We start from the raw sequence: 13,893 nt of genomic DNA on the forward strand, positions 1-13,893 counted from the left end.
CGGTGGGTTCGGCGATCCGACTCCCGCCGCCCGGACCGAAAACATCGGCAGCGCTGCCTTCGAGCTGGGCCTTCCACGATGTGATCTGATTGGGGTGAACGTCGAACTGCTCCGCCAGTTGCGCCAGCGTGCGGTCACCCTTGACGGCGGCAAGTGCCACCTTCGCCTTGAAAGCCGGAGTGTGGTTCCGCCGTGCTCGTCTGCTCATCGTCTCTCCTGATTCGCGGGTCAATCTTGCCCGCCGTCAGGCAGAAACTCCACTTATCGCGCTGTTCAGATTTGCGGGACCAGCTCAATCCATAGCTTCAGCGAGCCGTCATTCCAGCAATCTTCGATCACCTCCCGGCGTTTCTCGGGTGATAGGCCGGCCCACGCATGCTCGAAATCATATTCGAAACCTGTGAAGGTGTGCGGCAATCGCTGCTTGAAGTGCTCGAACTTGGACTTGTAGGCCTGCGCATCCGCCGCGCTGAATTTGGGATTCTTCATCGGGATGATGTATTGGGGCGTACGGATGAAGACCTTGAGATGGCCGACCTCGCCCGCGATCGTCTGGATGACCTGGATGCCGGTTGCGCCGTTGCCGATGATACCGACGCGCTTCCCCGCGAAGTCGATCGGCTGCTTTGGCCAGCGCGCTGTGTGGAACAGGCGTCCCTTGAAAGTCTCCTGGCCCGGAAACGACACGTGGGGGGCCGAGAGCATGCCGCAGCAGGTGACCAGGAACTGGGTGTCGATCACGTCGCCCTTATCGGTCGTGACTAACCAGCGCTGTGTTGCTTCGTTGAAATGGGCGCTTCTGACCGTTGTGCTGAACTGGATGTCCTTGCGGAGATCGAGACGGTCGGCGACGTAGTTGAGCCATCGTTCAATTTCCGGCTGGCCCGGGAATTTCTCGCTCCAGCTCCATCCCTTATAGAGCTCCTCGGAGAACAGATACTGGTAGATGTAAGCTTCCGAGTCGAAGCGCGCCCCGGGATAACGATTCCAGTACCAAGTGCCGCCGACGCTCGACGCGGCGTCGATCGCCCTGACTCTCAATCCCTGCTCGCGCAAACGGTAGAGTTGATAGAGTCCTGCGACGCCGGCTCCCACCACGAGGGCATCGAGCTTGGCCGGGTCATGCGCGCCATTGCTTCCATTGGTCTTGCCATCGGTTTCCATATGAGTCCCTCCTCACGTTTCCAGAGCGCACGCGACCTTCCCCCGTCCATGAGGTCGTCGGACGTTGGTGCATCGCGTCATTTCGATCCCAGCAGCGCGATGGAATGGGCTCGTTTGGCCCGCGGCCGCTCCGCCGCTTCTCCTGCTCTGCCCGGAACGCGAGAAAGGCTACGAGACGCCGAGCTTTGGGGCTTGAACAAAACCGACAATCCTTTGGACGGAGCCCGGCGCCGGACCTCGACACAGTTCGCTTGGCAAACTGCAAAACCGGCTTATGCTCTCCTCCTGCCGTTCGGCCAATGAGAAGCGGAAGCGGTCAACCGCGCCACAAATTCCTAAGGAGGGGAGGCTCGCGCGATGGGCCAATTCATCACGGTCGAGGAGCTGCCACGCTACGCGCCCGGCGAGCTGATGCTGGACAGTTCGGCGGTGGGCAAATCCGACTTTCGGCTGCGCGTCTTCCGCTATGCGCCATCGGACATCTGGGTCCCCCCAAACGAGAACTTCCTGATCGTCGTGTATCGCGAAGGCACAACGTCGATGAATCGCCGGGTGACCGGCGTCTGGAAGCAGGATCATGTTGGCCGCGGCGTTACGACACTGCTAACGCGTGCGGAGCCTTCGAACTGGCGCTGGAGCCACGACATCGAGGTCAGCCATTTCTACATTTCCCCGACCTTGATGGCGAAGACGGCGAGCGAAGCGTTTGACCGCGATCCGGACGGCATCGAGCTTCACGACCTGCTCAGGATCGAGGATCCGGTGCTGACCTGGATCGGCGACCGCATGGTGCACGAGGTGTCCGAAGGAGCTCCGGGCGGACGGCTCTGCTATGATGCGCTGGCACTTCAGGCGAGCGTGCACCTCCTGCGAAGATATGCCTCCGTGCAATTCAAGATGCCCTGTGCACAGGGGCGCTTCAGGCCAGCCCACGCGCGGCTGATCGAGGACTATATCGAGCAGAACATGTCGAGGAACATCACGCTCGAGGAGCTCGCCAATATCTGCAACTGCACGCCGGTGCAGTTTGCGCGCAAATTCCAGGTCCACTACGGCATGCGGCCGCATGCCTATGTGCTGAGCCGCAAGGTGCAGCGCGCGTGCCAACACCTGCGCAGGGATCGGCTCGCTCTGAAGGAGATTGCGCTCTTGAGCGGATTTTCCGATCAGAGCCATCTCAACCGGATCTTTCGCAGACACCTGAACATCACCCCAGCAGAATATCGCAAGAGCTGCCTGAGTTAGTCTCGCTGCGTCCCAATCGGACCCGTTCCCGACCATGAAGGTTCGGTATGGGATGGCGGAATTAGCACTCCCTTAACCAACCTGTCCCATCTTGCCAGGATGGTCTCCCGCGCGCGCCTGAAATCGATCCTGACCGGCCTTACCCTCTATGCGATGGCGGCGGCCATCGTCGGCTATTTCGGCGTCAACGCCTATACCGGCAAATACGGCCTGAACGCCCGCCAGGAGCTCGATCAGGAGATCATCGCGCTGACCAGCGAACTGGCCCAGCTCAAGCGTGAGCGCGCCAGGAGCGAGCAGCGGGTGTCGCTGCTGCGGTCCGAGCGGATCGACCCCGACATGCTGGACGAGCGGGCGCGCTTCCAGCTCGACTATGTCAATCCGCGCGATCTCGTTCGGATGATCCCGGCGAAGTAGCGTTTTCCGCAAGCTTTGAAACCGACACGAAAGCGGCTGGCGAAATCCGACCTCGTTGCGCTTTGCTCCTTCGAAGGTCGTAACTCCGGAACCGGCTGCCGCCTTGACGACCGCACCGCGGCGGGCTCATGGCTTGTGTAGCGCTCGCTGAAGTTGACGCAGATCAAACGGGTGGCGCCGGCACCTTCTAGTCTGTCATCCGGAGGAAACTGTGATGAATGGGTCAATGCCCCGGCATCACGCGGCCCGTGTCGAGGCCGCCATCGCGTCAGGCCAGGCGGCTCGGTCCGCGCTCGTGGCCTCGTGGCGCCGTTCGTCCAGATTGCATCATCTCGATCCCGGCGGCCGCACCTCGCCGCTGCGGCTGACCGAAGCCGAGCTGCACCGGGCGCGCGAGCGCGTCGCGCCGCTGCTGGCGGCCGCGCAAGGCGCGATGGACCGGCTCTATCAGGCCGTCGGCGCGAGCGGCTGCTGCGTGCTGCTCGCCGACGGGGAGGGCGTGCCGGTCGATCGCCGCGGCACACCGGCGGACGATGCGACGTTTCAATCCTGGGGCCTGTGGACCGGTGCGCTCTGGAGCGAGGAGCATGAGGGCACCAACGGCATCGGCACCTGCCTCGTCGAGCAGCGTGCGCTGACGATCGACCGCGACCAGCATTTCTTCGCCCGCAACACGCTTCTGAGCTGCACCGCCGTTCCGATCTACGACCATGAGGCCGCGCTCGCCGGCGTGCTCGACGTCTCCTCCTGCCGCGCCGACCAGACCGATGCGTTCTCCAGTCTGATCGCACTTGCGGCGGGCGAGGCGGCCAAGCGGATCGAAGCGGACCTGTTCCGTAAGGCGTTCGCCCATGCCCGCATCGTGCTGACGCAAGCTGCGGACGGCCAATGCGGAGGCCTCCTCGCGGTCGATGCGGACGATCTCGTGATCGGCGCGACCCGCTCCGCCCGGGCGGCGCTCGGAATTGCCCCCGGCCGGGCATTGCGGCCGGTGCCCGCAGCCGATCTGCTCGGCGGCGATGCCGCGCACGATCATCTTGCCGGCGGTCAGCGCGCCGTGGTGCAACGGGCATTGCTCCGCGCCGGCGGCAATGTCTCGGCGGCCGCCAAGGCCCTCGGCGTCAGCCGCGCCACGCTGCACAGGAAGCTGAAGCGGTTCGAACTGAACCACTGAGCCGGGCAGGTTACTCAACCCCCCATCTCGTGCCCCGGACGCAGCGCAGCGCGTCGCTCTTGCGACGTGATGCGCTGCTGAGGCCGGGGCCCATATCTCCACACCCTGCTGTGCCGCTTCTGGGTCCCGCGCTGCGCAGCAACGCGAAGAGCGTTGCAGCGCGTCCGGGACACAATCACTGTCGCAGAACTGCGACAGGTCCGCCCCACCATCGCTCCCGCCGGGGCTGACAGAAAACGCCTCCCGCATCATCGTCGGCGCAAGTCGTGAGCACACGACGGCAAGCAAGCAGCAATCAACGGGAGTGATCAATGAACAAGGTGGAATTCCTCAGCGTCACCAAAGTTCCATTTGCCGAACGCTACGACAATTTCATCGGCGGCAAGTTCGTCGCGCCGATCTCCGGCAAATATTTCGACAACGCCTCGCCGGTGACCGGTCAGGTCGTCTGCAAGATCGCGCGCTCCGAGGCGCAGGACGTCGAGGCCGCCCTCGATGCGGCGCATGCCGCCAAGGCGGCCTGGGGCCGCACCAGCGTCGCCGAGCGCGCCGCGGTCCTGAACCGGATCGCCGATCGCATGGAAGAGAATCTCGAGCGTCTCGCCATCGCCGAGACCTGGGACAACGGCAAGCCGATCCGTGAGACCCGCGCCGCCGACCTGCCGCTGGCAATCGACCATTTCCGCTACTTCGCCGGCGTCGTGCGCGGCCAGGAAGGCTCGATCGGCGAGATCGACCACGACACCATCGCCTATCATTTCCACGAGCCGCTCGGCGTGGTCGGCCAGATCATCCCCTGGAACTTCCCGCTGCTGATGGCCTGCTGGAAGCTTGCGCCCGCGCTCGCCGCCGGCAATTGCGTCGTGCTCAAGCCTGCCGAGCAGACCCCGGCCTCGATCATGGTTTGGGCCGAGCTCATCGCCGACATCCTGCCGCCCGGCGTCCTCAACATCGTCAACGGCTTTGGCCTCGAGGCCGGCAAGCCGCTGGCCTCGAGCCCGCGCATCGCCAAGATCGCCTTCACCGGCGAGACCACGACGGGCCGGCTGATCATGCAGTACGCCAGCCAGAACCTCATTCCCGTTACGCTGGAGCTCGGCGGCAAGTCGCCGAACATCTTCTTCAAGGACGTCACGGCCGAGGACGACGATTTCTTCGACAAGGCGATCGAAGGCTTCGTCATGTTCGCGCTGAACCAGGGCGAGGTCTGCACCTGTCCGAGCCGTGCGCTGGTCCATGCCGACATCTATGACCGCTTCATGGAGCGGGCCTTGACCCGCGTTGCGGCGATCAAGCAGGGCGACCCGCGCGATGCCACCACCATGATCGGCGCGCAGGCCTCCGGCGAGCAGCTGGCGAAGATCCTGTCCTACATCGACATCGGCAAGCAGGAAGGCGCCAAGGTGCTCGCGGGCGGCGGAAGGGCCGAGCTCGGCGGCGATCTCGCCGGCGGCTTCTACGTCAAGCCGACCGTGTTCGAGGGCCACAACAAGATGCGAATCTTCCAGGAAGAGATCTTCGGTCCCGTGGTCTCGGTCACGACGTTCAAGACCGACGACGAGGCGCTCGAGATCGCCAATGACACGCTGTACGGCCTCGGGGCCGGCGTCTGGAGCCGCGATGCCAACCGCTGCTACCGCTTCGGCCGGGCGATCCAGGCCGGCCGGGTCTGGACCAATTGCTACCATGCCTATCCCGCCCACGCGGCGTTCGGCGGCTACAAGCAGTCGGGCGTCGGTCGCGAGACCCACAAAATGATGCTCGATCATTATCAGCAGACCAAGAACCTCTTGGTCAGCTACAGCCCGAAGAAGCTCGGCTTCTTCTGATCGGGAATGCGGAGAGGGCGGCGCCATGTCCGGCGCCGTCCGCTTCGACGACGGGGATCGGCATGATGCATAGTTCTTGAGCTGGTCTCAGCTCCGCATCGTGACGCGTAGATTTGTTGCCCGATCGGCGCCAAAGATTTTCCAATATTTCGACCACGTTGCAGTGCGGCATAATGAAAGTCGTGCCAAGTCGCCGCGGTGCTTTCCAAGGGCGTTTGACTTGGGTTAGAGAGGGCGAAAGTTTTCTCTGACCCGGAATTCCTATGGCCGCACCCAAGAAAGCCGCCGCAAGCACTCCACAGGACAAGACCGACGGCGGTTCGCCTCCGGAATTCACGCGGGAGCAGGAGCTCAAGGCGCTCCGCGACATGCTCCTGATCCGGCGGTTCGAGGAAAAGGCCGGCCAGCTCTACGGCATGGGCGCGATCGGCGGCTTCTGCCACCTCTATATCGGCCAGGAGGCCGTGGTGGTCGGCATGCAGATGGCCCTGAAGCCGGGCGATCAGGTCATCACCGGCTATCGCGATCACGGCCACATGCTCGCCACCGGCATGGACGCCAACGGCGTCATGGCCGAGCTCACGGGCCGCCGCGGCGGCTATTCCAAGGGCAAGGGCGGCTCCATGCACATGTTCAGCAAGGAGAAGCATTTTTACGGCGGCCACGGCATCGTCGGCGCCCAGGTCTCGCTCGGCACGGGTCTGGCCTTCGCCAATAACTATCGCGGCAACGACAATGTCAGCGTCACCTATTTCGGCGACGGTGCGGCCAATCAGGGCCAGGTCTACGAGAGCTTCAACATGGCGGAGCTCTGGAAGCTGCCGGTGATCTACGTCATCGAGAACAACCGCTACGCCATGGGCACCTCGGTCTCGCGCGCCTCGGCCCAGCAGGATTTCTCCAAGCGCGGCGTGTCCTTCAACATCCCCGGCAGGCAGGTCGACGGCATGGACGTCCGCGCCGTGAAGGCCGCCGGCGACGAGGCAGCCGCCTGGTGCCGCGCCGGCAAGGGCCCCTACATCCTGGAGATGCAGACCTACCGCTATCGCGGCCACTCCATGTCCGACCCTGCAAAATACCGTACACGCGAGGAGGTCGAGAAGGTCCGCCACGATCAGGACCCGATCGAGCAGGTGCGCAACCGCCTGTTGGCCGCGAAGGTCAGCGAGGCCGATCTCAAGGCGATCGACGCCGAGGTGCGCGACATCGTCAACGCCTCCGCCGATTTCGCCCAGCATGATCCCGAGCCGGATGCCGCCGAGCTCTGGACCGACGTTTACCGCTGAACGCGCGCAAGCTTTCGTTTGGAGAAGACATGCCAATTCAAGTGCTGATGCCCGCGTTGTCGCCCACGATGGAGAAGGGCAACCTCGCCAAATGGCTGAAGAAAGAGGGCGAGACCATCAAGTCGGGCGACGTCATCGCCGAGATCGAGACCGATAAGGCGACGATGGAGGTCGAGGCGACCGACGAGGGGACGCTCGGCAAGATCCTGATCCCCGAGGGGACCGCCGATGTCGCCGTGAACACGCCGATCGCGACCATCCTCGCCGACGGCGAGAGCGCTGCCGATCTCGCCAAGGCGCCCGCGCCGGCCGCGCAGCAGAAGGCCGCGGAATCCGCCGCCCCCGCCGCTGCGAAGGCCGAAGCGCCTCAGCCCAAGGCCGCACCGGCGCCGCAGGCCGTCGCCGAACCCGATCCGGAAGTGCCCGCCGGCACCGAGATGATCACGCAGACCATCCGCGAAGCGCTGCGCGATGCCATGGCCGAAGAGATGCGCCGCGATCCCGACGTCTTCGTGATGGGCGAGGAAGTCGCCGAATACCAGGGCGCCTACAAGGTCACGCAAGGGCTGCTCCAGGAGTTCGGCGCCAAGCGCGTCATCGATACTCCGATCACCGAGCACGGCTTCGCCGGCGTCGGCGTCGGCGCCGCGATGACGGGCCTCAAGCCCATTGTCGAGTTCATGACCTTCAACTTCGCCATGCAGGCGATCGACCAGATCATCAATTCCGCGGCCAAGACGCTCTATATGTCCGGCGGCCAGATGGGCTGCTCGATCGTGTTCCGCGGCCCGAACGGCGCCGCCGCGCGCGTCGCCGCCCAGCACAGCCAGGATTATTCGGCCTGGTACTCCAACGTACCCGGCCTCAAGGTCGTCGCCCCGTTCTCGGCGGCCGACTACAAGGGTCTGCTCAAGGCCGCGATCCGCGATCCCAATCCGGTGATCTTCCTCGAGAACGAGGTGCTGTACGGTCACACCGGCGAAGTCCCCAAGCTCGACGATTTCATCATCCCGATCGGCAAGGCCCGCATCGTGCGCGCAGGGACCCACGTCACCATCATCTCCTGGTCGAACGGCATGACCTATGCGCTGAAGGCGGCCGACGAGCTCGCCAAGGACGGCATCGAGGCCGAGGTGATCGATCTGCGCACGCTGCGGCCGATGGACACCGAGACCATCATCAACTCGGTCAAGAAGACCGGGCGCGCCGTCACGGTGGAAGAGGGCTGGGCGCAGAGCGGCGTCGGCGCCGAGATCGCCGCGCGCATCATGGAGAACGCCTTCGATTATCTCGACGCGCCGGTTGCGCGCGTCTCCGGCAAGGACGTGCCGATGCCCTATGCCGCCAATTTGGAGAAGCTCGCGCTGCCCTCGGCGGCGGAAGTCGTCGAGGCCGCCAAAGCCGTCTGCTACAGGTAGGCCATGTCGGGCCCGAAGGAGCAGCCACTGCCGCCCGACGTCATGAGCCGCGACGACGCGGTCGAGATCCTGCGCGTGTTCGTGCTGGACGGCGGGCTGTCGATGGCGTTCCAGCGCGCCTTCGAGGAGCCCGACATGTGGGGCCTGCTGCTCGTCGATCTCGCCCGCCACGCCGCGCGCGCCTATGCGCGCGAGAGCGAATACACCGAGGAGGACGCGTTGAACCGGATCCTGGAGATGTTCCAGGCCGAGATCGAGCGTCCCACCGACACCGGCACCACGACGCCGCGCGGCAAGGGACACTGACCGTGGCCATCGAATCCCATCATTTCGATCTCATGCTCGAGGCGATCCGCGAGGCCGAGGCTTCGATCGCGCAAGGCGGCCTGCCGATCGGCGCGGTACTGACGCGCGACGACAAGATCATCGCCCGCGGCCACAACAACCGCGTGCAGGAGAACAATCCGATCCTGCACGGCGAGATGAGCTGCCTGCGCGCGGCCGGCGCGATCTCGTTCCACGACACCGTCATGTACACCACGCTGTCGCCCTGCGCGATGTGCGCGGGCGCGCTCGCGCTGTTCAAGGTCAAGCTGGTGGTGATCGGGGAGTCCGTCACTTTCGAAGGCTCCAAGGACATCCTCGACAAGTTCGGCATCCCCTGGATCGACCTTGCCGACGACCGCTCCATCACCATGATGAAGAATTGGCGTTCCAATCCAGCCAATGAGCGCCTGTGGCAGGGCGACATCGGCAACTAAACCTGGTCTGTTCGTCTTCGGTTGTCGAAGACGACGTTTTGCAAAGTTCTTCTTGAGGTCAGCATGCCCATCAACATCCTGATGCCCGCTCTCTCGCCGACGATGGAGAAGGGCAACCTCGCCAAGTGGCTGAAGAAGGAAGGCGACAAGGTCAAATCCGGCGATGTCATCGCCGAGATCGAGACCGACAAGGCGACCATGGAGGTCGAGGCCATCGACGAGGGCACGATCGCAAAGATCCTGGTGCCCGAGGGCACGCAGGACGTGCCGGTCAACGACGTGATTGCGGTGCTCGCCGGCGAGGGCGAGGATGTGAAGGCGGCGGGTAGCGCCAAGCCGAGCGCTTCGGCCGCGCCGCCGAAAGCAGACAAGCCCGCAGAGACTCCGGCGGCGGCGCCCGCGCCCGCCGCGCCGAAGGCTGCACCGCCGCCTGCCGCGGCCCCCGCGCCGCAGGCCGCAGCTCCGGCCGCGCAGAGCAACGGCCACGGCGGTCGCGTGTTCTCATCGCCGCTGGCGCGGCGTCTCGCCAAGGAAGCCGGCATCGATGTCGGCATGGTCACCGGCACCGGTCCGCACGGCCGCGTGGTCGCGCGCGACGTCGAGCAGGCCAAGTCGGGCAAGGGCCTCAAGGCGCCCGCGGCTGCGCCCTCCGGCGCGCCCTCGATCGCGCCCACCATGTCGGACAAGCAGATCCTCTCGCTGTTCGAGCCGGGCTCCTACGACATCGTCCCGCACGACGGCATGCGCCGCACCATCGCGCAGCGCCTGACCGCGTCGATCCAGAACGTCCCGCATTTCTATCTCACTATCGACTGCGACATCGGCAAGCTGCTTGCCGCGCGCGAGGAGATCAATGCGGCAGCTCCGAAGGACAAGGAGAAGAAGCCGCTCTACAAGATCTCGGTCAACGACTTCGTCATCAAGGCGATGGCGGTGGCGCTGCAGAAGATTCCCAACTGCAACGTCAGCTGGACCGAAAGCGGCATGGTCAAGCACCATCATTCCGACGTCGGCGTCGCCGTGGCGATGCCGGGCGGCCTGATCACGCCGATCATCCGCAAAGCGGAGACCAAGACGCTCTCCACCATCTCCAACGAGATGAAGGATTTTGCCGCGCGTGCACGGTCCCGCAAATTGAAGCCCGAGGAATACCAGGGCGGCACCACCGCCGTCTCCAACCTCGGCATGTACGGCATCAGCCACTTCACCGCCGTGATCAACCCGCCGCATGCGACCATCCTCGCGGTCGGCACCAGCGAGGAGCGGCCCGTCGTGCGCGGCGGCAAGATCGAGATCGCGCACATGATGAGCGTGACCCTGTCCTGCGATCATCGCGCCATCGACGGCGCGCTCGGCGCCGAGCTGATCGGCGCCTTCAAGCAGCTGATCGAAAACCCCGTGATGATGATGGTCTGACGCGGCGGCAGAGGGCGCAACCTTGCATGTCCGGACCCGCTGGCCATGGATATCGCTGCTGCTCGGCGCGGTCGTCGCGCTCAACCCGGTTGGGCTCGATTTTCTTCATTCTGCGTTCTTTGCCGGTGAGCAACTGGCACGGAACATCGCCCAGCCTATCGTGCTCACCGTTCTGGCCGTCATGGTCGTGGCGGTGACGTTCGAATGGCTGGTGAGGTCTTTTCTGGTCAAGCGCCGCGCCCGCGGCGCCTCTTGAGCTGAACGGGAGCCGCTATGGCCGACACATCCTTCGACGTCATCATCATCGGCTCCGGTCCCGGCGGCTATGTCACCGCGATCCGGGCCGCGCAGCTCGGCTTCAAGACGGCGATCGTCGAGAAATCCTATCTCGGCGGCATCTGCCTGAACTGGGGCTGCATCCCGACCAAGGCGCTGCTGCGTTCGGCCGAGATCTACCATTATATGCAGCATGCCGGGGATTACGGCCTGTCGGCGGAGAAGGTCTCGTTCGATCCGAAGGCCGTAGTGCAGCGCTCGCGCGGCGTCTCCAAGCGGCTGAACGACGGCGTCGGCTTCCTGATGAAGAAGAACAAGGTCAGCGTGATCTGGGGCGCGGCTTCAATCGACGCGCCGGGCAAGGTCACCGTGAAGAAGTCCGACGTCGAGGCGCCGAGGGGCGCGCTGGGCGAGGGGAGCTATCAGGCCAAGCACATCATCGTCGCAACCGGCGCACGGCCGCGCGTGCTGCCGGGGCTCGAGCCCGACAAGAAGCTGGTCTGGACCTATTTCGAGGCGATGGTGCCGGAGCGGATGCCGAAATCGCTGCTGGTGGTCGGCTCCGGCGCGATCGGCATCGAGTTCGCCTCGTTCTTCCACACCATGGGCTCCGACGTCACCGTGGTCGAGGTGCTGCCGCAGATCCTCCCCGTCGAGGATGCCGAGATCGCCGGCTTGGCGCGCAAGCGCCTGGAGAAGCAGGGCATCAAGATCATGTCCTCGACCAAGGTGACCAAGCTCGAGAAGAAGGCCGACAGCGTCCTCGCCACCATTGACGACGGCAAGGGCAAGCCTGTCGCGACCGAGTTCGAACGCGTGATCTCGGCAGTCGGCGTCGTCGGCAACATCGAGAATCTCGGCCTCGAAAAGCTCGGCGTGAAGACCGACCGCGGCATTGTCGTGGTCGACGGCTACGGCAAGACCAACGTTCCCGGCATTTACGCCATCGGCGACGTCGCAGGTCCCCCCATGCTCGCCCACAAGGCCGAGCATGAAGGCGTGATCTGCATCGAGGCGATCAAAGGCCTCAAACCGCACCCCATGGACAAGAACATGATCCCGGGCTGCACCTATTGCCATCCGCAGGTGGCGTCCGTCGGTTTGACGGAAGCCAAGGCCAAGGAGAACGGCCGCGAGATCCGCGTCGGCCGCTTCCCCTTCGTCGGCAACGGCAAGGCCATCGCGCTCGGCGAGGACCAGGGCCTCGTCAAGGTGATCTTCGACAAGAAGACCGGCCAGCTGCTCGGCGCCCACATGGTCGGCGCGGAAGTGACCGAGCTGATCCAGGGCTACGTCGTCGCCATGAATTTGGAGACGACGGAAGAGGAGCTGATGCACACCGTGTTCCCGCATCCGACCCTGTCGGAGATGATGAAGGAAGCCGTGCTGGATGCGTATGGACGGGTGCTGAATATTTGACGCAAGGGGATTGCGCGGCGGTGCGCGCCGCTGGTCGTTCCGTCATCCTGAGGTGTGAGGCGGCCGGTGCGGAGCACCGGAGGCCGAGCCTCGAAGGATGAGCGGCCGAACTGCAGCAGCCGGGCTGGTCGCCCTTCGAGGCTCGTCATACGGCGCGCTGCGCCGCATGACGAGCGCCTCAGGGTGACGGATCGAATAGCGGAACACGAATAACAAGAGGGAATGAACCCATGCACGACAACGACAACCTCACCATCGAGCGCCCGACCTTTGTCACCCATCTCGAATGTGCGATGGAAGGCGATCACTACGCCGCTGACCAGGTCCACAATCTCTCCAAGGCCGGCAAGCCGCTCCTCGTCCGCTACGACCTCGCCGGCGTGAAGAAGGCGCTGACCAAGGACGCCCTCGCACAGCGCCCCGGCGACATGTGGCGCTACCGCGAGCTGCTGCCGGTGCGCAAATGCAAGGACATCGTCTCGCTCGGCGAGGTGACCACGCCGCTGATCCGGCTGCCCAAGCTCGGCAACAAGCTCGGCGGCGGCGAGATCATCGTCAAGGACGAAGGGCGTCTGCCGACCGGCTCATTCAAGGCGCGCGGCCTCGTCATGGCGGTGTCGATGGGCAAGGCGCTCGGCATCAAGCACATGGCGATGCCGACCAACGGCAATGCCGGGGCGGCGCTGGCGGCTTACGCCACAAGCTGCGGCATCAAGACCACGATCTTCTGCCCGGCCGACACGCCCGAAGTGAACGTCAGCGAGATCGAGCTGCAGGGCGCGACCGTCTACCGCGTCAACGGCTATATCGACGATTGCGGCAAGATCGTCGGCGAGGGCAAGGCCAAGGTCGGCTGGTTCGACACCTCGACACTGAAGGAGCCGTACCGCATCGAGGGCAAGAAGACGATGGGCCTCGAGCTCGCCGAGCAGCTCGGCTGGGACGTGCCCGACGTGATCTTCTATCCGACTGGTGGCGGCACCGGCCTGATCGGCATGTGGAAAGCGTTCGACGAGCTCGAGAAGATCGGCTTCATCGGGAGCAAGCGCCCGCGCATGGTCGCGGTGCAGGCCTCCGGCTGCGCGCCGATGGTGCGGGCCTATGAGGCCGGCACCGAGCATGCGACGCGTTGGGAGGACGCCCACACCATCGCCTCGGGCATCCGAGTGCCGCAGGCGATCGGCGATTTCCTGATCCTGCGCGCCGTGCGCGAGAGCAAGGGCTTTGCCATCGCGGTCGACGACGACAAGATCTCGGCGGCGCTGAACGAGGTCGCCCGCGAGGAGGGGCTGCTGCTATGTCCCGAGGGCGCTGCCACCTACGCGGCCTACAAGGAGAGCCTCGCCGACGGCCGCGTCTCGAAGGCCGACCGCGTCATGCTGTTCAACTGCGCCACCGGCCTGAAGTATCCGCTGCCGCCGGTCACCCGCACGCTCGACCGTCACAAGCCGATCGATTACACGCAATTCTAGGAGTTCTCCCTCGCCC

The 13,893-nt window shown here is 64.8% G+C and carries 13 protein-coding genes and 1 pseudogene; 12 read left to right on the forward strand and 2 right to left on the reverse strand.

The window, feature by feature from the left end:
* Together E4K64_RS29605 and E4K64_RS29610 are read right to left on the reverse strand one after the other, a co-directional pair.
* A partial coding sequence (locus E4K64_RS29605) for a transposase (protein ID WP_135163638.1) occupies positions 1-208 on the reverse strand: 208 nt, incomplete at its 3' end.
* Positions 209-294: 86 nt separating this feature from the next.
* Positions 295-1,164 (reverse strand): annotated as a pseudogene (locus E4K64_RS29610) (flavin-containing monooxygenase); the annotation flags it as partial.
* Between the two features lie 357 nt (positions 1,165-1,521).
* Between E4K64_RS29610 and E4K64_RS29615 the strand changes: the two are divergent.
* The 12 genes from E4K64_RS29615 (at position 1,522) to E4K64_RS29670 (ending at position 13,877) form a co-directional block, all read left to right on the forward strand.
* On the forward strand, positions 1,522-2,409 hold the full coding sequence (locus tag E4K64_RS29615; RefSeq protein WP_135166641.1) for a helix-turn-helix domain-containing protein: 888 nt from the start codon (positions 1,522-1,524) through the stop codon (positions 2,407-2,409).
* A 99-nt stretch (positions 2,410-2,508) separates the two neighbouring features.
* A complete protein-coding gene (locus E4K64_RS29620; protein WP_135166642.1) occupies positions 2,509-2,826 on the forward strand; it encodes an FtsB family cell division protein in 318 nt (105 codons plus the stop codon).
* A 214-nt stretch (positions 2,827-3,040) separates the two neighbouring features.
* Positions 3,041-4,000: a helix-turn-helix domain-containing protein gene (locus E4K64_RS29625; protein WP_167772328.1), complete on the forward strand. Its 960-nt coding sequence runs from the start codon at positions 3,041-3,043 to the stop codon at positions 3,998-4,000.
* A 311-nt stretch (positions 4,001-4,311) separates the two neighbouring features.
* Positions 4,312-5,829, forward strand: a complete 1,518-nt coding sequence (gene adh, locus E4K64_RS29630) for an aldehyde dehydrogenase (protein ID WP_135166644.1) — start codon at positions 4,312-4,314, stop codon at positions 5,827-5,829.
* Positions 5,830-6,092: 263 nt separating this feature from the next.
* On the forward strand, positions 6,093-7,115 hold the full coding sequence (pdhA, locus tag E4K64_RS29635; RefSeq protein WP_135166645.1) for a pyruvate dehydrogenase (acetyl-transferring) E1 component subunit alpha: 1,023 nt from the start codon (positions 6,093-6,095) through the stop codon (positions 7,113-7,115).
* A 29-nt stretch (positions 7,116-7,144) separates the two neighbouring features.
* Entirely contained in the window at positions 7,145-8,533 is a 1,389-nt protein-coding gene (locus E4K64_RS29640) for a pyruvate dehydrogenase complex E1 component subunit beta (protein ID WP_135166646.1), read from the forward strand.
* A gap of 3 nt (positions 8,534-8,536) precedes the next feature.
* Complete coding sequence (locus E4K64_RS29645; protein WP_135166647.1) at positions 8,537-8,839, forward strand: DUF5076 domain-containing protein; 303 nt, start codon at positions 8,537-8,539, stop codon at positions 8,837-8,839.
* A gap of 2 nt (positions 8,840-8,841) precedes the next feature.
* Positions 8,842-9,294 carry a nucleoside deaminase gene (locus E4K64_RS29650; RefSeq protein WP_135166648.1) on the forward strand — a complete coding sequence of 151 codons (453 nt, stop codon included), beginning with the start codon at positions 8,842-8,844 and terminating at the stop codon, positions 9,292-9,294.
* Positions 9,295-9,357: 63 nt separating this feature from the next.
* Entirely contained in the window at positions 9,358-10,710 is a 1,353-nt protein-coding gene (locus E4K64_RS29655; protein ID WP_135166649.1) for a pyruvate dehydrogenase complex dihydrolipoamide acetyltransferase, read from the forward strand.
* Positions 10,711-10,732: 22 nt separating this feature from the next.
* On the forward strand, positions 10,733-10,966 hold the full coding sequence (locus E4K64_RS29660) for a hypothetical protein (RefSeq protein WP_135166650.1): 234 nt from the start codon (positions 10,733-10,735) through the stop codon (positions 10,964-10,966).
* Between the two features lie 17 nt (positions 10,967-10,983).
* The gene (gene lpdA / locus E4K64_RS29665; RefSeq protein WP_135166651.1) at positions 10,984-12,405 is read left to right on the forward strand and encodes a dihydrolipoyl dehydrogenase; all 1,422 of its coding nucleotides are present in this window, start codon (positions 10,984-10,986) and stop codon (positions 12,403-12,405) included.
* A gap of 230 nt (positions 12,406-12,635) precedes the next feature.
* Positions 12,636-13,877 carry a threonine synthase gene (locus E4K64_RS29670; RefSeq protein WP_135166652.1) on the forward strand — a complete coding sequence of 414 codons (1,242 nt, stop codon included), beginning with the start codon at positions 12,636-12,638 and terminating at the stop codon, positions 13,875-13,877.
* Positions 13,878-13,893 lie beyond the last annotated feature (16 nt).

It is taken from the genome of Bradyrhizobium frederickii, assembly GCF_004570865.1.
In the GTDB taxonomy this organism is placed as follows: domain Bacteria; phylum Pseudomonadota; class Alphaproteobacteria; order Rhizobiales; family Xanthobacteraceae; genus Bradyrhizobium; species Bradyrhizobium frederickii.